17 protein-coding genes and 1 other RNA gene are annotated in these 19,756 nt (G+C 60.1%); 8 read left to right on the forward strand and 10 right to left on the reverse strand.

What is annotated here, in order from left to right:
- Nucleotides 1-157: 157 nt before the first annotated feature.
- The 7 genes from ssrA to BLP82_RS22770 form a co-directional block, all read right to left on the reverse strand.
- Nucleotides 158-554, reverse strand: a transfer-messenger RNA (tmRNA) gene (ssrA, locus tag BLP82_RS22740).
- A 96-nt stretch (nucleotides 555-650) separates the two neighbouring features.
- Entirely contained in the window at nucleotides 651-938 is a 288-nt protein-coding gene (locus BLP82_RS22745) for a hypothetical protein (RefSeq protein ID WP_060739237.1), read from the reverse strand.
- 124 nt (nucleotides 939-1,062) lie between these two features.
- Nucleotides 1,063-3,903: an FAD-binding and (Fe-S)-binding domain-containing protein gene (locus BLP82_RS22750; RefSeq protein ID WP_092173244.1), complete on the reverse strand. Its 2,841-nt coding sequence runs from the start codon at nucleotides 3,901-3,903 to the stop codon at nucleotides 1,063-1,065.
- A complete protein-coding gene (locus tag BLP82_RS22755) occupies nucleotides 3,900-4,571 on the reverse strand; it encodes a LutC/YkgG family protein (protein ID WP_092173247.1) in 672 nt (223 codons plus the stop codon). The genes BLP82_RS22750 and BLP82_RS22755 overlap by 4 nt, the downstream gene beginning before the upstream one ends.
- A complete protein-coding gene (locus tag BLP82_RS22760) occupies nucleotides 4,568-6,037 on the reverse strand; it encodes a LutB/LldF family L-lactate oxidation iron-sulfur protein (protein ID WP_092173250.1) in 1,470 nt (489 codons plus the stop codon). The genes BLP82_RS22755 and BLP82_RS22760 overlap by 4 nt, the downstream gene beginning before the upstream one ends.
- Entirely contained in the window at nucleotides 6,034-6,858 is an 825-nt protein-coding gene (locus tag BLP82_RS22765; protein ID WP_092173253.1) for a (Fe-S)-binding protein, read from the reverse strand. The genes BLP82_RS22760 and BLP82_RS22765 overlap by 4 nt, the downstream gene beginning before the upstream one ends.
- Nucleotides 6,859-7,009: 151 nt before the next feature.
- Complete coding sequence (locus BLP82_RS22770; RefSeq protein WP_053118326.1) at nucleotides 7,010-8,704, reverse strand: lactate permease LctP family transporter; 1,695 nt, start codon at nucleotides 8,702-8,704, stop codon at nucleotides 7,010-7,012.
- A gap of 263 nt (nucleotides 8,705-8,967) precedes the next feature.
- Between BLP82_RS22770 and BLP82_RS22775 the strand changes: the two genes are divergently transcribed.
- The gene (locus BLP82_RS22775; RefSeq protein ID WP_092173256.1) at nucleotides 8,968-9,735 is read left to right on the forward strand and encodes an FCD domain-containing protein; all 768 of its coding nucleotides are present in this window, start codon (nucleotides 8,968-8,970) and stop codon (nucleotides 9,733-9,735) included.
- Between the two features lie 147 nt (nucleotides 9,736-9,882).
- Here BLP82_RS22775 and smpB read toward each other — a convergent pair whose 3' ends face one another.
- A complete protein-coding gene (gene smpB / locus BLP82_RS22780) occupies nucleotides 9,883-10,365 on the reverse strand; it encodes an SsrA-binding protein SmpB (protein ID WP_042730880.1) in 483 nt (160 codons plus the stop codon).
- 117 nt (nucleotides 10,366-10,482) lie between these two features.
- On the opposite strand from smpB, the gene BLP82_RS22785 reads away from it, so the two are divergent.
- The 3 genes from BLP82_RS22785 to BLP82_RS22795 are packed head-to-tail and all read left to right on the forward strand — an operon-like array spanning nucleotide 10,483 to nucleotide 12,636.
- Entirely contained in the window at nucleotides 10,483-11,886 is a 1,404-nt protein-coding gene (locus tag BLP82_RS22785) for a sodium-dependent transporter (protein ID WP_092173336.1), read from the forward strand.
- 7 nt (nucleotides 11,887-11,893) lie between these two features.
- Nucleotides 11,894-12,337 carry a type II toxin-antitoxin system RatA family toxin gene (locus tag BLP82_RS22790; RefSeq protein WP_092173259.1) on the forward strand — a complete coding sequence of 148 codons (444 nt, stop codon included), beginning with the start codon at nucleotides 11,894-11,896 and terminating at the stop codon, nucleotides 12,335-12,337.
- Nucleotides 12,334-12,636 (forward strand): RnfH family protein, encoded by a 303-nt coding sequence (locus BLP82_RS22795; protein ID WP_092173262.1) that lies wholly within the window; start codon nucleotides 12,334-12,336, stop codon nucleotides 12,634-12,636. Before BLP82_RS22790 ends, BLP82_RS22795 begins: the two co-directional genes overlap by 4 nt.
- 59 nt (nucleotides 12,637-12,695) lie before the next feature.
- Here the strand turns inward: BLP82_RS22795 and BLP82_RS22800 are convergent, their stop codons facing one another.
- Complete coding sequence (locus BLP82_RS22800) at nucleotides 12,696-13,223, reverse strand: outer membrane protein assembly factor BamE (protein ID WP_092173265.1); 528 nt, start codon at nucleotides 13,221-13,223, stop codon at nucleotides 12,696-12,698.
- A 97-nt stretch (nucleotides 13,224-13,320) separates the two neighbouring features.
- Between BLP82_RS22800 and fur the strand changes: the two genes are divergently transcribed.
- The gene (gene fur, locus BLP82_RS22805; RefSeq protein ID WP_026013299.1) at nucleotides 13,321-13,725 is read left to right on the forward strand and encodes a ferric iron uptake transcriptional regulator; all 405 of its coding nucleotides are present in this window, start codon (nucleotides 13,321-13,323) and stop codon (nucleotides 13,723-13,725) included.
- A gap of 75 nt (nucleotides 13,726-13,800) precedes the next feature.
- On the opposite strand, the gene recN is transcribed toward fur, so the two are convergent.
- Nucleotides 13,801-15,474 (reverse strand): DNA repair protein RecN, encoded by a 1,674-nt coding sequence (gene recN, locus BLP82_RS22810; protein WP_072411328.1) that lies wholly within the window; start codon nucleotides 15,472-15,474, stop codon nucleotides 13,801-13,803.
- Nucleotides 15,475-15,717: 243 nt separating this feature from the next.
- On the opposite strand from recN, the gene grpE reads away from it, so the two are divergent.
- From grpE to dnaJ, 3 genes are all read left to right on the forward strand, one after another.
- Entirely contained in the window at nucleotides 15,718-16,284 is a 567-nt protein-coding gene (gene grpE, locus BLP82_RS22815) for a nucleotide exchange factor GrpE (RefSeq protein WP_060739227.1), read from the forward strand.
- A gap of 65 nt (nucleotides 16,285-16,349) precedes the next feature.
- A complete protein-coding gene (dnaK, locus tag BLP82_RS22820; protein WP_256211756.1) occupies nucleotides 16,350-18,302 on the forward strand; it encodes a molecular chaperone DnaK in 1,953 nt (650 codons plus the stop codon).
- 322 nt (nucleotides 18,303-18,624) lie between these two features.
- A complete protein-coding gene (gene dnaJ, locus BLP82_RS22825; RefSeq protein ID WP_092173268.1) occupies nucleotides 18,625-19,749 on the forward strand; it encodes a molecular chaperone DnaJ in 1,125 nt (374 codons plus the stop codon).
- Nucleotides 19,750-19,756: the final 7 nt, after the last annotated feature.

Raw genomic sequence — 19,756 nt, forward strand, 5'->3', positions numbered from 1 at the left:
TGCGGTCACTCATCTCAGTGCTTGGAAATACGTCTTGGAATACATTTCAAAATGGATCTGCGTGAAGGGCTATGGAGCCCAGTGGCGCTGAAACCCCCGTATTTACTGGGTTTCAGGCACAAAAAAAGACGTCCGTGGACGTCTTTAGATGTTGAAGTGGTGGAGCCGGGGGGATTTGAACCCCCGTCCGCCAGTACTCTGCTGTCGGTACTACATGCGTAGCCGTGTCTATTAAGTTAACCCTCAGCGACCCGACGGGCAGGGTGCTTTGGGCGAGTTGTGTAAGTTTTAGCCGCTTCGTCCACAACGTACTGCACGGCGATTCCGTTCTATATGACAATCACTTTGGGTTTACGGACATCCCCTAATGATTGCTGGACCCGAAGGTACCAGAAGCTCAGGATCTAAGGCTGCTTACGCAGCGATAGCGAATTCCTGGCCGTAGTTTTCGTCATTGGCAACTATAGAAGTTGCAACAGTGGATTTACGAGTTCTGTTACCAACTCGGCATGCACCTAAAGTTTCGCAACCGGCGTCGAATCCTAAACGGCCCCGAACCTGTCGCTCCATGAAGCTGTTGGAGCGGCAGGCATGTGCAGTGTACGCCAATCCGCGTCTGAGGCCAACCCGAAGGTTGGCCAACTGCGGTGTTACTGGCCGCCTTTGGTGTTGTTCTGTAGCTTCTGGATGGCCTGATTGGTCAACGAGATGCAATTTTCGGTGCCTTCTTTGGTGCCTTTGGCATGCTCAGCCTTGGCTTGTCCAACGGTGGCGTCGATGTCGGTCTTCAGACCTTCGCTCATTTGCTCGGTGCTGACTTTGGCGTCGCTGATCTTCTGCAGATTGATTTTGCAAAGGTCATCCTGGCTTCCTGCAAACACCGGAGAGGCCAACATCGCAGCGGAAATGAACAAGCCAGCAAGTGCGGTGCGCTTCATGTGTATCTCCTTAAACGTATGGTCTCGGTGCCGCTGGACAGTCGCGGCCGGGCCGAGTCGGTAGATGGCCCAGCGGAACCGGGCCTATTCAAGTGACTACAACGAAGCGCAGGAATTCGATTTTTTAACCTGATGCCGGAAGAGCCACTTCCTTGGTGGCGGCTTTGGGGTGTGTCACCCGGTCCACCAGATACACCAATCCGTGGTAGTCGATTTCGCCATGACGCGCCAGACCGATCTCACACGTACGGCTGGTGGAAATGCCCTCGGTGCAGTATTGAACCGCCTCCTTGAGGGTTCGCAGTGAGTGGGCGTTGAGCTCCGGCGTGGTGAAGCCCTTGTCGCCGGCGAAACCGCAACAATGGATGCCTTCGGGGATGACCACGTTTTTACTGCATTTGCGCGCCAGGTCGATCAGCGCCTGGCTTTCGCCGAGGTGTTGCGTGCTGCAGGTGACGTGCACGGCGATGGGCGCCTCCTGGGGGATGAAGTCGAGACGCTCCATCAAATGGGTACGGATGAAGCGTACCGGGTCGTACAGATCCAGGCGCACGTCACCAAGGTCCTGGACCAACCGTAGTGTGCAGGGGCTGGTGTCGCAGTAGATGGGGTCGAGCCCGCCGCGACTGGCATGCAGCAAGGCACCGATCAGTTCCTGGCGCTTGTGCTCGGCCTGTTCTGTGTAGCCTTTGGAGGCAAAGGGCTGGCCGCAGCAGAGGCTGTCCACATTGTCTGGAAAGACCACCTGGTAGCCGGCCTTTTCCAGCAGGCCGCGGGTCTTGTCGTACAGCGACATCTGCTCCTTGTCCGCCGCCGTCGGGCCCATGACCCGCGACACGCAAGCCGCCAGGTACACCACTCTCGGGCGTTCGTCCGGCACGGTGGGGCTGAAACGGATGGCCTTTTCCGGCTGCGGCATGGCGCTGGTCCATTGCGGCACCTGGCCCTTGGACAGGCGCGTCAACGAGGCCGACAGTTTCGCCAGGCGGGGGGCGCCCAACAGCATGCGCGCACCGTTGGCGACGTGCAGGGCAAAGCGTGCGCCTTGCAGCGTGGTGGCGAAATTTCCTTCAATCCAGTTGGCGGTTTTCGTCTTCGTTGCGTCACGGCTGCGCAGCTTTTTCACCAGCTCGCCGGTATTGATGCCTACCGGGCAACGTTGCGCACACAGGCCTGTGGCGGCGCAGGTGTCGATGCCCTGGTATTGGTAGGCACGTTCCAGTTCGGTGGTGTCCGTGCCGGCGCGTTTTTTCGCTTGGATATCCCGCCAGATGACGATGCGCTGGCGCGGGCTCAAGGTCAGGTCTTTGGACGGGCACACCGGCTCGCAGAAGCCACATTCAATGCACTTGTCCACGATCTCATCGGCGGCCGGCAGGGGCTTGAGGTGCTTGAGGTGGATTTGCGGGGCCTCGCTGAGCACCACGTCCGGGTTGAGGATGCCATTGGGGTCGAGCAGCCGTTTGAGCTGCCACATCAACTGGTAGGCATCACTGCCCCATTCCAGCTCGACGAACGGCGCCATGTTGCGCCCGGTGCCGTGTTCGGCTTTCAGCGAGCCGCCGAACTCCACTGCTACCAAGTGCGCCACGTCATCCATGAACGCCTGGTAGCGTGCGACTTCTTCGGCGCTGTTGAAGCCCTGGGTGAAGACGAAGTGCAGATTGCCTTCCAGCGCGTGTCCGAAAAGGATCGCTTCGTCGTAGTGATGTTTGTCGAACAACTCGATCAGGTGGTTCACGCCGAGGGCCAGTTGTTCCACCGGAAAGGTCACGTCTTCGATGATCACCGTAGTCCCGGTTTTGCGTACCGCCCCCACGGCTGGAAAGGTGTCTTTGCGGATCGCCCAGAGCCGGGCGTTTTCCCGTGGGTCTTCGGTAAAGTCGACCTGTTTTTCCACCGGGAAGCCGACAAGGGAGGTCATGATCCGGGCCAGTTGTTCCTGTAGTAACGACGAAGAAGCCGCGCGGGATTCGATCAGCAAGGCGCAGGCATTAATCGACAGATGCTGTACGAAATCCGGCATGCCCGGTTTGTCCTGCACCGAGCGCAGGCTGCGGCGATCCAGCAGTTCCACGGCCGATACCGGCTGGCTTTTCAGCACGGTGACGGCGTTGCAGCAGGTTTCCACATCCGGGAATACGATCAGCGCCGAAGCCTTGTTCGGATGGTCGATGACGGTGTTGTAGGTTACTGCACTGATGAAGCCGAGGGTGCCTTCGGAGCCCACCAACAGGTGGCTCAAGATATCCACAGGCTCGTCGAAATCCACCAGGGCATTGAGTGACAGGCCGGTGGTATTTTTCAGACGGTATTTGTGGCGAATTCGAGCGGCCAATTCGGTGTTGGCGCGGGTTTCGCGACCGAGGGTGGCCAGGCGTTCCAGCAGTTCTCCGTGGCTTGTACGAAAAGCCGCCACGCTGTTGTCGTCTTCTGTGTCCAGGCGTGTGCCATCGGCCAGTACCAGGCGGATACCGGCCAGGGTGTGATAGGTGTTCTGCGCGGTGCCGCAGCACATGCCGCTGGCGTTGTTGGCGACGATGCCGCCGATCTTGCAGGCGTTGATCGACGCCGGGTCTGGGCCGATCTTGCGCCCGAACGGAGCCAGCCAGGCGTTGGCCTGGGCGCCGATCACGCCGGGTTGCAAACGAATCTGCGTGCCTTGCTCGCGAATCTCGCGACCGTTCCAGTTATCCCCCAGCACAATCAGTACCGAGTCGCTGATGGCTTGGCCGGACAGGCTGGTGCCGGCGGCGCGGAACGTGACCGGGACCTGGTCCCGTTGGGCCAGTTTCAGCAGGGCAATCACTTCATCTTCGGACTCGACGCGTACCACCAGTTTCGGAATCAGCCGATAGAAACTGGCGTCGGTGCCGAAGGCCAAGGTCGACAAGGGGTCGTCGAAACGACGTTTTTGTGGGATCAGCTGTTGGACGTCACGCAGGAAAGGGGCCGGAAGGGTCATTGGTCCTCCAGAATCAAGACCACCAGATCCTTCGGACCATGGGCGCCATAAGCCAGGACTTGTTCGATGTCGGCGGTTTTCGACGGGCCGGACACCAGCAGGGCATTGGTGGGCATGCCTTGGGCCCATTCGAATTCCTGTTGCACTTCATAAAAGTTGTCGCGGATCTCGCTGGCCTTGAGCAGGGCGAAATGCACCGGCGGCACCAGGCTCATCAGTCGCGGCTCTTCCCGCGTTGGCCAGAGAATCAGGCTGCCAGTGGCGGCGATGGCGCCGAGGGTTCCGGTGAGGCTGGCCGGGGTGTCGTTGAACAACTCGGCTTTCCATTCCTCAATGGGGCGGTCGTAAGCCTTGAGGGGTGGCAGGTCCGGATTGTTCGCCCAGAACTGTGCGATTTTTTTCCCGTGTGCGGTGGTCGGGGCGATGAGCAGGCTCGGCAATTGACGGTCGCGCAGTAATTGCGCGAGCAGGGCCGGCCAGCCGTCCTCGGACGTCAGATGGATTTCCGTGTGGACCGCTTCCATCAGCTTGCGCAACTGGGGAATGCGTTCCTCCGGCGCGTAGCGATAGGTTTGCGTCACCAGTTCGACATCGAAGTTGTCGGTAACGGGTGTGGCGCCCGTCAGGCTTTTACGCAGCTTGGCGAGGATATTGTTCTTGGCGCTCATCGGCGGTCTCCCTGCTGGTTCAGGTGTTCGCGGGCCAGGTCATGCAATGAGCGGGCGGCGGGTTGGGGGGCGCTGTGGTTCTGGGTCCATGGGCCGACGTTTTTGGGTGTCAGGGCGCGCAGGCGCGTGGCGAGGAACCCGAACAGTCGGTACAGCCGCGGCGAGCTGTTGAGCCAGGCCCAGGCATTCCAGATGAAACGCTCCTTGGGCGAGTATTTGCTGCCCTGGCCGCGCATCACCGGGTTCGGGCTGTCCGGCGCCTTGACGTTTTCTTCCCGCAGCCGCCGTAGCAGCGCGGGGATCGGAATCTTCACCGGACACACTTCACCGCAGGCCCCGCACAGCGAAGAGGCGCTCGGGTGGTCCGGCACCTTGGCCAGGCCGACCATGTGCGGCGTGATGATTTTTCCGATAGGTCCCGGGTACACCTCGCCGTAGGCATGGCCGCCGATTCGGGTATAGACCGGGCAATGATTCATACAGGCGCCGCAGCGAATGCAGTTCAGCGTCTGGCGCAGTTCGCTGTCGGCAAACGCCTGGCTGCGACCGTTATCGAGCAGGACCAGGTGGACCTCCTGGGGACCGTCCAGCTCATCGGCCTTGCGTGGCCCGGAGATCATGTTGACGTAGGTCGTGATGGGCTGGCCGAGGGCCGAGCGAGTCAGCAGCGAGAGCAGTGGCACGACATCGCGCAGGTTCTCCACCACTTTTTCGATGCCGGTCACGGCGATGTGCACCGGCGGCACGGTGGTGGACATCCGCCCATTGCCTTCGTTTTCCACCAGCAGCAGCGTGCCGGTTTCGGCAACGGCGAAGTTGACGCCGGAGACGCCGATGTCGGCTTCGAAGAATTTCTGCCGCAATACCTTGCGGCCGATCTGAATGAGTTGGTCGACGTCCTTGGTGTACTCCACGCCGAGTTTGTCGTGGAACAAGGACGCGACCTGACCGGCATTCTTGTGGATCGCCGGCATAATGATGTGTGAAGGCTTCTCGTGGTCGAGCTGGACGATGTATTCCCCCATGTCGGATTCGAGACATTCAATGTCCCGAGCCTCGAGGAAATGGTTCATCTCCATCTCTTCGCTGACCATCGATTTGCCCTTGATCACTTGCCGCGCCTCGTGAGCGCGGATGATCGAGAGGACGATGCCATTGGCTTCGTCCACCGTTTCCGCCCAGTGCACGTTCACACCGTTGCGGGTCAGGTTGGTTTCCAGTCGCTCGAGCAGGTCGGGCAGCTTGGATAACGCACGGGCGCGGACCGCATTGCCCAGCACCCGCAGGTGTTCTCTTTCGTGGGCATCGCTGAAGGACGCTGCCCGCTTGGTCATCAGTGAATCCATCGCGCTGCGGAAGTTGTTTCGCAGTTGCGTGTCGTCCAGGGCCTTGTGGGCTCGGGCGCGAAAATCTCCCTGCGCCTCAACCGGTACTTCAACGGTCGGAATCAGCGTTGGCGTGCTCATGCGGCACCTCCGGTACGCTGCCAGAGGAAGCTTGCCAGATGCTTGCCGCGCAACGCCTCCTGCTGTTTTTCCAATGCGCCGTTGATGTTCATCAAGCAACCGCAGTCGGCGCTGACGACCTGATGTGCGCCGGATTCCTTCAGCGCCCGGGTCTTGTCGGCCACCATCGCGCCGGAAATATCCGGCATGCGTACGCTGAATGTCCCACCAAACCCACAGCACTCGCTTTCGTGGCTGTGTTCGACTCGCTCCACGTTACGCAACTGCGCCAACAACGCGCGGCCGTGCAAGTGGGTATTCATCTCACGCCGTGCCGAGCAAGACGTATGCAGCGCGACCTTCATCGGCTCGCCGCCGTCGTTCAACTGCACCTTGCAGACCAGCAGCAGGAACTCGGCCAGTTCATAGGTCCGGGCCGCCAGGGCCTGCACCTGTTTGAGGGTTTCCGGCTCGTCCTTGAACAGGTCGGCGTAATGCTCGCGCAGCATGCCGGCGCAGGAACCCGAGGGCACCACCACCGGATAGTCTTCGGCGAACAGGGCCAGTTGCGCCCGTGCCACCGTCCGCGCCTGCTCGGTGTACCCCGAGGTGTAGGCCGGTTGTCCGCAGCAACTTTGCCCTTGCGGGTAATCCACCCGGATCCCTTCGCGCTCCAGCAGATGAATCGCATCCATCCCGGCTTCGGGATAGAACAGGTCCACCACGCACGTGCCGAACAGGTAGACCCGACGCGGCTTCTCGCTGGGGTATTGCCGTGGTTCGGGCAAGGGCGGGGCGACACGGGTCGCGTTCGGTACGGCGTTGTAAAAAAGCTCGCTCATCAGGCGTGTCTCCGGGTGGTCCCGGTTATCCGTCCGCTGAGGCTGCTGAATATAGCCAGGAAATCTTTCAGCAGCCTTGCAGACCCGGTTGTGAATAGCAGACGCCGAAATCACGGTTCGGCGTCGGTTTTTCCAGTATTGCGTGTAGGACTTAATGAACCAGCATGCCGGTAAACCAGTAGGCTTGGGCCAACGTGATCAGACCGACAATCGTTGCAAAGAATAGGCTGTGTTTGAGGGTGAAACGGAACAGATCCGATTCCTTGCCCACCAGCCCGGTCGCGGCGCAGGCCACCGCGATCGATTGTGGCGAAATCATCTTGCCGGTCACGCCGCCGCTGGTGTTGGCCGCGACGAGCAGGGTGTCGTTGACGCCGATCTGGTGCGCGGTGGTAGCTTGCAGCGAGCTGAACAGCGCGTTGGATGAGGTATCGGAACCGGTCAGGAACACGCCCAGCCAACCCAGGAACGGCGAGAAGAATGGGAACGCCGCGCCCGTACCGGCCAGTACCAGGGCCATGGTCGACGACATGCCCGAGTAGTTGGTGACAAAGGCGAAGGCCAGGACCATGCCGATGGACAGGATCGGCCAGCGCAGCTCGAAAAGCGTCTCTTTAAAAGTGGTAAGACCAGTCTTGAGGTTGATTTTCAGTACCAGCATCGAGATCAACGCGGAGAAGAAAATCGCCGTGCCGGTGGCGGAAATCGGATCAAGCTTGAACACCGCCGGGATGGCGGTGGGGTTGATCACGATGGGCGCGACCTTGATCACCATCTGGTCCAGGTGCGGGATGGCGAAGTTGAACACCCAGCCGTACATCGAGCCGCCCGCGGCGAACATGGCCTTGAACGGCTTGAGGGTCCAGATCGTCACCAGCACGGTCAGGATCAGGAACGGCGACCAGGCCTTGATGATTTCCCCCAGGCTGTAGGGCGAAGCCACGGTGCTGCGCGGCTGGCCGAAACCGCCGACGCTGGCGGTGACCGTTGCGCTGGACGTTGCGCCGGCAATCTGGGCGCCGGCGGTGCGCTTGGGCTGCCAGACCTTCAGGAACAGGGTCAGGGAAATCAGGCTGGCCAGGGCCGAGGTGATGTCCGGCAGTTCCGGGCCGATGAAGTTGGAGGTGAAGTACTGGGTGATGGCAAAGCTCAAACCGGCCACCAGCGCTGCTGGCCAGGTTTCCCGCACGCCGCGCAGGCCGTCCATCATGAACACCAGCCAGAACGGCACGAACAGCGACAACAGGGGCAGTTGACGACCAGTCATGGCGCCGATCTTGAAGGCATCGATCCCAGTGACCTGGCCGGCCACGATGATCGGAATGCCCAGGGCGCCGAACGCCACCGGGGCCGTGTTGGCGATCAGGCACAGGCCCGCGGCGTACAGGGGGTTGAAGCCCAGGCCGACCAGTAGCGCGGCGGTGATCGCCACCGGTGCACCGAAGCCGGCGGCACCTTCCAGGAACGCGCCGAAGCAGAAACCGATCAGCAGCACTTGCAGGCGTTGGTCATCGGTAATCGACAGCACCGAGCTGCGAATCACCTCGAACTGGCCGCTCTTGACGGTCAGTTTGTAGAGAAACACCGCGGCGACGATGATCCAGGCGATGGGCCACAGGCCGTAGGCAAAGCCATAGCCGGCGGCGGCGAAGGCCATGTCTGCGGGCATGTTGAACGCGAAAATCGCCACGGCAATCGCCAGGGCCAAGGTGATGCTGCCGGCCACATGCCCCTTGAGGCGAAACACCGCCAGGGCCAGGAAGAAAAATACGATGGGAATAACGGCCGCGAGTGCGGACAAGCCGAGGCTGCCGAGCGGGCTGTAGAGCTGTTGCCAGGTTTGCATCATGGGTGGGCCCCTAATTGTTGTTGGTCAGGCACTGATCAGCGGATATGGTTAATTGGTAATACCAATTTACAAGCGCTGTTGGCTAGGGTAAAAGCCTTGGTTGTCGTGTGTCAATTTGCCGCCCTGAAACTTTCGTCGAATAAGCGGTGCAGAGGGCATCTGATCCGTTCGGACAAATGGCTTTTGGTGGGTGTGGGCACGGCCCGGATGGGCCAGAATAGAGAGCCCGGCGAGCCGTCGGGATCGTGGAGAATTGAGTTATGGGGTTTGATCAGATTCGTCAGCGCCGTTTGTCTGACGATATTGTCGAGCGGCTTGAAGGCATGATCCTTGAGGGCACGCTGAAGTCCGGCGAGCGTCTGCCGGCCGAACGGACCCTGGCCGAACAGTTTGGCGTGTCACGTCCTTCGTTGCGCGAAGCGATCCAGAAACTGGCCGCCAAGGGCTTGCTCGTCAGTCGCCAGGGTGGCGGTAACTATGTCGTCGAGTCACTGGGCTCTACATTCAGCGATCCGCTGCTGCAACTGCTGGAAAGCAATCCTGAAGCGCAACGTGACTTGCTGGAGTTCCGCCACACCCTGGAGGCGTCCTGTGCGTATTACGCGGCACAACGGGCCACGGATGTGGATCGCGAGCGGCTGACGGCAGCCTTCGACGAGCTGCAGGATTGTTATTCGCGCCACGACGAGGTCAGCCGGGCGGAGGAGGGCGCGGCAGATGCCCGGTTCCATCTGGCGATCGCCGAGGCCAGTCATAACGCAGTCTTGCTGCATACCATTCGCGGCTTGTTCGATCTGCTCAAGCGCAACGTCGTCACCAACATCGGCGGCATGTACAAGCAGCGCAGTGAAACCCGCGACATGCTGATCAGCCAGCACCGGGAATTGTACCAAGCCATTATGGACGGGCATGCCGAGCAGGCGCGGGAAGTGTCCAGCCGACATATCTTGTATGTGCAGGAAGTCTTGGAAGAGGTGCGTCAGGAAGTGCAGCGGGTGGCGCGGGCGGAGCGGCGTAAAGGGATATAGGTCGCGAGTTCGGTGGTGATTGGGCTTCTGCATTCGCGAGCAAGCCCGCTCCCACACCGGATCACTGCTGTGCACATATTCTGTGTTCGCAAAAAATCCAATGTGGGAGCGGGCTTGCTCGCGAATGCGCTCTCAACGGCGAAAGAATCAGTCTTCCTTGCCCTTGTTGCGCACCGCGCGCTGCAGCTCGCGGCCGGCGTCGCGTTCGCGCTCGGTATCGCGCTTGTCGTACTCCTTCTTGCCCTTGCCCAGGGCAATTTCGCACTTGATCAGGTGCTTGCTCCAGTACAACGACGTGCAGACGCAGGTGTAGCCCTTCTGCTGCACGGAGGCGAAGAGCTTTTCCAGCTCGCGCTTGTTGAGCAGCAGCTTGCGCGAGCGCACCGGGTCGGCAATCACGTGGGTGCTGGCGGTGGTCAGCGGCGTGATATGACTGCCCAGCAGCCAGGCCTCGCCGTCCTTGAGCAGTACATAGCTGTCGACCAACTGTGCCTTGCCGGCACGCAAGCTCTTTACTTCCCAGCCGGCCAGGACCATGCCAGCCTCGAAACGCTGTTCGATGAAGTAATCGTGTCGCGCCTTTTTATTTTGCGCGATGGTCCCTGTGGGGTGTTTCTTCTGTTTAGCCATAGGGGCGGCATTATAGGCAGTTGCGAGCGTGTCGGCTACGGTGAACCTGCGTGCTTGAGCACGTTGAGTGAATCCCGGACAATGCGCCCTCTTTTTGAACGCTTGGGCGTGATCACGATGTCGACAGACAAGGTTTCTGTCCACGGCAGTTGGGCTAGCCGCTGGGTCTTCATACTCGCGGCGACCGGTTCTGCCGTGGGTCTGGGTAGTATCTGGAAGTTTCCGTACATGGTCGGCGTCTACGGTGGCGGTGCCTTCGTATTGATGTTCCTGGCGTGCATCGCGCTGATCGGCGCACCGGTGATGCTGGCCGAGACGCTGATCGGGCGTCGGGCCCGGCAAAGCCCGGCCAATGCCCTGAAGGTGCTGGCGGTGGAAGCGGGACACTCGACCAGGTGGTCGTGGGGCGCCTTCGCCGGGATGATCACGGCGCTGTTGATCCTGTCTTTCTATAGCGTGGTCGGTGGCTGGTCCCTGGACTACATCATCGACATGGGGCGTGGGGATTTCCAAGGGGCCACGCCGGATCAGGTGGGCGCCTACTTCGGCAATGTGATCGCCGATCCCTGGAGGCTGACCCTTTGGCACACGATCTTCATGGTCCTCTCGGCAGTGGTGATTGCCCGGGGCGTGGTGGCCGGGCTTGAGCGCAGCCTGCGGATCATGATGCCGTTGCTGTTCGTGATGATCCTGGTGCTGCTGGGCTACAGCATGACCACCGGGCATTTCATGGAGGGCGTGCATTTCATGTTCGACTTCCAGCCGGAGAAAGTCCTGGACGGCCTGCTGCCGGCCATGGGGCATGCGTTTTTCTCCCTGAGCGTCGGGGTCGGCTCGATCATGATCTACGGCGCCTACATGCCCAAGAACGCCTCGCTGACGCGCACCGTCGTTGGCGTTGCGCTGCTGGACACTTTCGTGTCGCTGCTGGCGGGTGTGGCATTGTTTCCGATTGTGTTCGCCGCAGGTCTGAACCCCAGCGAGGGGCCGGGGCTGATGTTTGTCAGCCTGCCCTTCGCCTTCGGCAGCATGGCTTTCGGCCAAGTGATGGGCGTGGTGTTTTTTGTGCTGGTGGCCATCGCGGCTTGGAGTTCGGCCATTTCCCTGTTGGAGCCCATGGTGGCTTACCTGGTTGAGCGGACCCGCATCAGCCGCGCCTGGGTGACTTTCTGGCTGGCTTTCACTTGCTGGTTTGTCGGCCTGGGTACGGTGTTTTCCTTCAATATATGGAAGCAGGCGAAGTTTTTCGTGAACGAAGGTGGGCTGTTCCATCTCTATCAGTGGGGAGCGACCGGAGGGCTGGATTTCTTCGGCGTGATTGATTTCTTCACATCACGGATCATGCTGCCATTGGGTGGTTTGTGTTTCGTGGTGTTTGCAGGATGGGTCATGGGGCGTGAAGCGGTGCGTGATGAACTGTCGCTGCGCAGCCCGGTATTGTTTGCCTTGAGCCTGTTCTTGATGCGCTATGTGGCGCCCATCGGCATTCTCGTAGTGTTTGCCGCCCAGCTCTGGAAGTGACGCTTACATGACGACACATATTCAACGCTCGGCCTTGCTGCCTTACCCGGCGCAGGCGCTGTATGACCTGGTCAACGATGTGGCGAGATACCCGGAGTTCTTGCCGTGGTGCTCATCCGCCGAGGTGCTGGAAAGCTCCGAAACCCAGATGCGCGCCAGCCTCAACATTGCCAAGAGTGGCTTGAGCCAGCGCTTCGTCACGTGTAATACGCTGGTGCCGGGGCAGTCCATCGAAATGAACCTGGAAGAGGGGCCCTTCAATCAGCTCCACGGCGTCTGGGTGTTCAAGCCTTTGGGTGAAAAAGCCTGCAAGATCAGCCTGGACCTGTCGTTCGACTACGCCGGTCCGCTGGTGCGGGCGACGTTGGGGCCGCTGTTCAATCAAGCCGCCAATACGCTAGTTGACGCGTTCTGCCAGCGGGCCAAGCAGAATGCAGAGCTCAAGCGTTGATTGAGATAGAAGTGGTGTATGCCGCGGTGGACCGTCAGGTCCTGCGCACGTGCGTGGTGCAGGAAGGTACCAGTGTTCGCGCGGCACTGCTGGGCTCGGGGATTGCCGATGCATTCCCGGAGCTGGACCTGGCGACGTGCCCGGTGGGGATTTTTGGCAAGGTGGTTGCCGATCCGGCTAATCAAGTGGTGCAAGCGGCGGATCGATTGGAGATTTATCGACCGTTGTTGGCTGATCCGAAGGAAATTCGTCGCCTGCGCGCGGCCAAGGCTGCCCTTGCGCGACAATCGGAGCAATGACTTGGTCTGAATCGCAGGCAATAAAAAACCCGGCATGCCGGGTTTTTTCATGTCGCAATTTATTGCGGCGAGGTGTCCAGAGGCTCTGGTGTCGGGACCGGTACGGTCTCGACTTTGTCCACGTCCTTCTGGATCTGGTCCAGCAACGAACCTGGCTTGGCCGGTTTTTCCGGTTTCGGCTGTTCGGCATTCTGGGTCGGATCGGTCACGGTGGTGCCGCTTTCCTTGCCCATGATGGCCTCGTCGCGGCTCACCCCAGGCATGAAGTCGCCCGACAAGCTGACAAGTTGGTCGTCAGGGCTGAAGATAACGCTGATGCGTTCCTGTTGGCGCTCACCGCCACCTGGCTGCAAGCTGTACAGATAATCCCAGCGATCGGCATGGAACGTGTCGGTCAGCAGAGGGTTACCCATGATAAACCGTACTTGCCGGCGGGTCATTCCCGGGCGTAACTGGTCTATCATGTCCTGCGTGACGACATTGCCCTGCTGGATGTCGATTTTGTAAACCCCGGGGAATGAACAACCGGCGAGTGCGAGCAGTCCCACAAAGGTGAAACTGGTTAGCAAGAGCTTGGTGTTTTGCATCGGTGGGCGACTTCCACTATCTTGGCTGGGACAACGTAAACGCCGATCATACCCGCATTAAGAGAAGCTGCGAAGCAGCATCGCGAGAAAGCTGACCATGGTTGAAAATAGCGAACTACGCAAAGCCGGCCTCAAAGTGACCCTGCCACGGGTCAAGATTCTACAAATGCTCGATTCCGCAGAGCAGCGCCACATGAGTGCCGAGGATGTCTACAAGGCGCTTATGGAGGCTGGCGAGGACGTCGGTCTGGCCACGGTTTACCGTGTTCTGACCCAGTTCGAGGCAGCTGGCCTTGTGGTGCGACACAACTTCGACGGAGGCCATGCGGTCTTCGAACTGGACGATGGCAAGCATCACGACCATATGGTCAACGTCGAGACCAGTGAAGTCATCGAATTCTTCGACGAAGAAATCGAGCGGCTGCAGAAAGCAATCGTCGAGAAGTACGGTTTCGAGATGGTTGATCACAATCTTGTACTGTACGTACGCAAGAAAAAGTAAGCATGTCGCGCGGATTTAAGGTTCGCGAAACGAACGAAGGCGACCCCAGGGTCGCCTTCGTGCTTTCTGTCGCTCTCAGATTTTTGCAGTAACGACCATTTTTTTCGCGTGGGCCAGGGATTCCTTGGTGAGGTCGATACCCCCGAGCATTCGCGCCACTTCTTCCACCCGCTCGTTTTTGTTGAGCTTGGACACGGCGGTGCGAGTCGCGTCCTCGCCACGCACTTTGTGCACGAATAAGTGCTGGTGTCCCTGGGCGGCGACCTGGGGCAGGTGAGTGACGGTCAGCACCTGGCCGCGTTCCCCTAGTCGGCGCAGCAACTGGCCGACAATTTCCGCGGTTGGGCCACCGATGCCCACGTCCACTTCGTCGAATACCAGTGTTGGCACCCGAGAGGTTTGCGCGGTGATGACCTGGATGGCCAGGCTGATTCGCGACAACTCACCGCCGGAGGCGACTTTGGCCAGGCCCTTGAGCGGTTGTCCGGGGTTGGCGCTGACCAGCAGTTCCACCTGTTCCAGCCCATTGGGTTGGAGCTCGTCACCGGCGTTGGGGCGCAATTCGATGGTGAAGCGTCCGCCCGGCATGCCCAGGCGCTGGATCTCCTGCTCCACGGCACTGGCCAGCCCTGTCGCGGCCTGGCGCCGCAGTTCACTGAGTTCCTTGGCCTTTTCCTGGTAATGACGGGCATAAGAAGCCAGTTCGTCCCCCAGGCGCTCGATGGATTCATCGTTGGCGTTCAGGGTTTCCAGCTCTTCCAGCAGGCGCTGTTGGAGTTCGGCAACGTCGGTTGGCTGGATGCGGTGCTTGCGCGCCAGTGTATAGATGGTGTCCAGGCGCTCTTCCAGGTACTGCAGGCGGGCCGGGTCGGCATCGAAATGATCAAGGAAGCGGTTCAGTTCCCCAACGGCCTCCTCGACCTGGATCTGCGCGCTCGTCAGCAGGTTGGTCGCTTCGTTCAGGGCGCCCACCGAATTGTTCACGCTGGAGAGGCGGTTCAGGCTGGCTGTCAGGGCATTGAGCACATTGCCCGAATCGCTCTCGCTGCATTGTTCGACCACCTGTCGGCAGATGCCCAGCAGGGTTTCGGCGTTGGTCAGGTTCTTGTGTTCCTGTTCCAGTTCTTCCAGTTCATTTTCACCCAGGGACAGGTTCTCCAGTTCTTCGAGCTGGTAGCTCAATAGCTGGTGACGGGCACGCTGTTCGTCGCCGGAGTTGGAAAGGCGATCGAGCTCCTGTCGGGTCTGGCGCCAGCGTTGGGCGGCCAGTTGGACTTGCCGGGCCAGGTCGGTGGCGCCGGCGTACTCATCCAGCAGGCGACGATGGGTATCGGTCTTGAGCAGGGATTGGTGTTCATGCTGGCTGTGGATGTCGATCAACAGTTCGCCGAGGGCTTTGAGATCGCCCAGGGGGCAGGGCGTGCCGTTGATGTAGCCTCGGGAGCGGCCTTCGGCGGTGATGACCCGGCGCAGGATGCACAGGCCGTCGGTGTCCAGGTCGCGTTCGGCCAGCCAGGCGCTGGCCTCGGGGATGTCGACCAGGTCGAACGTCGCCAGGATGTCGGCCTTGTCCGCTCCGGGGCGCACCACGCCGCTGTCGGCGCGGTCGCCCAGCGTCAGGCCCAGGGCGTCGAGCATGATCGACTTGCCCGCGCCGGTTTCACCGGTGATCACGCTCATGCCTCGATCGAGTTCGAGGTCGAGATGTTCGACGATGGCGTAGTTGTGTACGGACAGGTGCACCAGCATAAGGCCGCTCCCAGGCTTTAGGTCTGGTTATTTATACAGTGTTTTGTTTCGGCCTGACAATGCCCGCGCTTAGCTCGATTTGCTTGGGAAAGTGATTTTCTTAGCGCCGTGAGGAATGATTATGCAGCTGCTTTTTGTAAGGTTAATTCGTCAGTTGGCCCTTGAAGCTGGAAAACCCGGCCCCATATACCGGGGCAGAAGCGCGAGTCGAGCTCGCGGACGAAGTTGAAAGGAGAAATCTCTATGGCTGACGAACAGACGCAGGACACGCAAAATCTAGACGCCAATCAGGCTTCCCAGGATTCCGGTGAAGACCTGGCGGCACGTGTACAAGTGCTTGAGGAGCAGCTGGCCGGTGCGCAGGATCAGGCGTTGCGTGTAGCCGCCGACCTGCAGAATGTCCGCCGTCGCGCCGAGCAAGATGTAGAAAAGGCCCATAAATTCGCCCTGGAGCGTTTTGCCGGCGACCTGCTGCCGATTATCGACAGCCTGGAGCGCGGCCTGGAGTTGTCCAACCCGGACGACGAGAACATCCGTCCGATGCGTGAAGGCATCGAGCTGACCCTGAAAATGTTCCAGGACACCCTCAAGCGTTATCAGCTCGAAGCCCTTGATCCCCATGGCGAGCCCTTCAACGCCGAGCATCACCAGGCCATGGCGATGCAGGAAAGTGCCGACGTCGAGCCAAACAGTGTTCTGAAGGTTTTCCAGAAGGGCTATCTGCTTAATGGCCGTCTGCTGCGCCCGGCCATGGTCGTGGTCAGCAAGGCACCGGCACCGGTTTCGCCTTCTATTGATGAGCAGGCTTGAAATCGGGCGCAGCGGCCCCATCTATAAGTCAAGCGTTTAAGTGCTACCGCAGTTAGCCACCACTGCTGCGGCAACCAAATCCAAGTTCCGGGAGAGTTAACATGGGCAAGATTATCGGCATCGACCTGGGGACCACCAACTCGTGCGTCTCCGTGCTGGAAAACGGCAAGGCCAAGGTTATTGAGAACGCTGAAGGCGCGCGTACCACGCCGTCGATCATCGCGTACGCCAATGATGGCGAAATTCTGGTTGGCCAGTCGGCCAAGCGTCAGGCAGTGACCAATCCGCATAACACCCTGTACGCGGTGAAGCGTCTGATCGGTCGCAAGTTCGACGAAGAAGTCGTTCAGAAAGACATCAAGATGGTGCCTTACAAAATCGCCAAGGCTGACAACGGCGACGCCTGGGTTGAAGTGAACGGCCAGAAAATGGCACCGCCACAGATCTCGGCTGAAATCCTCAAGAAAATGAAGAAAACCGCCGAAGACTACCTCGGCGAAGCGGTGACCGAGGCGGTCATCACGGTTCCAGCCTATTTCAACGACAGCCAGCGCCAGGCGACCAAAGACGCCGGCCGCATCGCGGGCCTGGACGTAAAACGTATCATCAACGAACCGACCGCGGCCGCTCTGGCCTACGGTATGGACAAGGCCAAGGGCGACCACACCGTGATCGTCTACGACCTGGGTGGCGGTACCTTCGACGTCTCCGTGATCGAGATCGCTGAAGTCGACGGCGAGCACCAGTTCGAAGTACTGGCAACCAACGGTGACACGTTCCTCGGTGGTGAAGACTTCGACATCCGCCTGATCGACTACCTCGTCGACGAGTTCAAGAAAGAAAGCGGCATGAACCTCAAGGGTGACCCGCTGGCCATGCAGCGCCTGAAAGAAGCCGCTGAGAAAGCCAAGATCGAACTGTCCTCGAGCCAGTCGACCGACGTGAACCTGCCGTACATCACCGCAGACGCCACCGGTCCTAAGCACCTGAACGTAAAAATCTCCCGCGCCAAGCTCGAAGCGCTGGTGGAAGACCTGGTTCAGCGCACCATCGAACCTTGCCGTATCGCCATGAAAGACGCCGGTATCGACGTTGGTTCGATCAACGACGTGATCCTGGTGGGCGGCCAGACCCGTATGCCGCTGGTTCAGAAGCTGGTCACCGACTTCTTCGGCAAAGAAGCTCGCAAGGACGTGAACCCGGACGAAGCCGTTGCCATGGGCGCTGCCATCCAGGGCGCTGTTCTGGCCGGTGACGTGAAGGACGTTCTGCTGCTCGACGTCAGCCCGCTGACCCTGGGTATCGAAACCATGGGCGGCGTGATGACCGCGCTGATCGAGAAAAACACCACGATTCCTACCAAGAAATCCCAGGTGTTCTCGACGGCCGACGACAACCAGGGTGCCGTGACCATCCACGTGCTGCAGGGTGAGCGCAAGCAGGCTGCCCAGAACAAATCCCTGGGCAAGTTCGACCTGGCCGAGATTCCACCAGCGCCACGTGGCGTGCCACAAATCGAAGTGACCTTCGACATCGACGCCAACGGCATCCTGCACGTCGGCGCCAAAGACAAGGCCACTGGCAAGACTCAGTCGATCGTGATCAAGGCCAACTCCGGCCTGTCCGAGGAAGAAATTCAGCAGATGGTTCGCGATGCTGAAGTCAACGCCGAGGAAGACCGCAAGTTCGAAGAGCTGGCCAGCGCCCGTAACCAGGGCGATGCCTTGGTGCACTCGACCCGCAAGATGATCGCTGATGCTGGCGAGAAAGTGACCGCGGAAGAGAAAACCGCCATCGAAGCGGCCGTGGTTGCCCTGGAAGCCGCTGTGAAAGGCGACGACAAGGCGGCCATCGAGGCGAAGATCGAAGAGCTGTCCAAGGTCTCCGCGCCAGTGGCTCAGAAGATGTACGCCGAGCAGGCTCAGCCCGCTGAAGGCGCGGCTGCCCAGGGCGAATCGGCCGAAAAAGCCGACGACGTCGTGGATGCCGAGTTCGAAGAAGTGAAAGACCACAAGTAATCGCTTGTTGGTCGGCCGGTTGACTGCACTTGTGCGGTGGCTGGTAGGATGTCGCCGCGCGGGGGCTTGCTCCCGCGTTGGCGTGTCTGGAGCTAGGGAATTTTTACAGCATGCGACAGTGTTCGGATGTTGGCGGTGCGTTCGGGAATGCTCCTGCTTTCCGGCAATGAGCACTGCGTTTTGGCCGGGGCCCTGGCTGAAATATTTAAAGACCAGGATCGTTGAATTGACGTGAGTTGGGTCCGGGCCTGTATTGGGGCTCAACGAGTTTGGCAAGGTTCAGGAGAGGTTTGCCGGACGTCCTATAAGAGTGCAAAGACTAATGGCGAAGCGTGATTTTTACGAAGTATTGGGTGTCGAGCGGGGGGCCAGCGAGGCAGAGCTGAAAAAGGCTTATCGTCGCCTGGCGATGAAGCACCACCCGGACCGTAATCCCGGCGATAAAGCGTCGGAAGAGATGTTCAAGGAAGCCAACGAGGCTTACGAAGTTCTGTCCGATTCCAGCAAGCGCGCGGCCTACGACCAGTACGGGCATGCCGGTGTCGACCCAAGCATGGGCGGCGGCGGTGCCGGTTTCGGCGGCCAGAACTTCTCCGATATTTTCGGCGACGTGTTCAGCGATTTCTTCGGCGGCGGTCGCGGCGGTGCCCGTGGTGGCGCCCAGCGTGGCAGCGACTTGCGCTACACCTTGGAGCTGAACCTGGAAGAAGCGGTGCGCGGTACCACCGTCAATATCCGTGTGCCGACATTGGTCAACTGCAAGCCGTGTGATGGCTCGGGTGCAAAGAAGGGCTCCTCGCCCGTGACCTGCCCGACTTGCGGCGGCATCGGCCAGGTTCGCATGCAGCAGGGCTTCTTCTCGGTCCAGCAGACCTGCCCGCGTTGCCATGGTCAAGGCAAGATCATTTCCGACCCGTGCGATTCCTGCCATGGCGAAGGGCGTGTCGAAGAGTACAAGACGCTGTCGGTCAAAGTGCCGGCCGGTGTCGACACTGGTGACCGCATTCGCCTGTCCGGCGAAGGCGAAGCGGGTGCCCAGGGAGGCCCGACTGGCGACCTGTATGTGGTCATCAACGTGCGCGAGCATGCGATTTTCCAGCGCGACGGCAAGCACCTGTTCTGCGAAGTGCCAATCAGCTTCGTCGATGCGGCCTTGGGTGGCGAGCTCGAGATCCCGACCCTCGACGGTCGCGTCAAGCTGAAAATTCCCGAGGGCACGCAGACCGGCAAACAGTTCCGGATTCGTGGCAAAGGCGTCGCGCCAGTGCGTGGCGGTGGTGCGGGCGACCTGATGTGCCGTGTTGCAGTGGAGACACCGGTCAACCTGAGTCGGCGTCAGCGTGAACTCTTGGAAGAGTTCCGCAGCACGCTGGCGGATGACAACAGTCACTCCCCGAAAACCACCGGTTGGTTCGAAGGCGTGAAGCGCTTCTTCGGCGACCTGTAAGGAGTTC

It is taken from the genome of Pseudomonas sp. NFACC37-1 (genome assembly GCF_900101575.1).
Lineage (GTDB): Bacteria > Pseudomonadota > Gammaproteobacteria > Pseudomonadales > Pseudomonadaceae > Aquipseudomonas > Aquipseudomonas fluorescens_AA.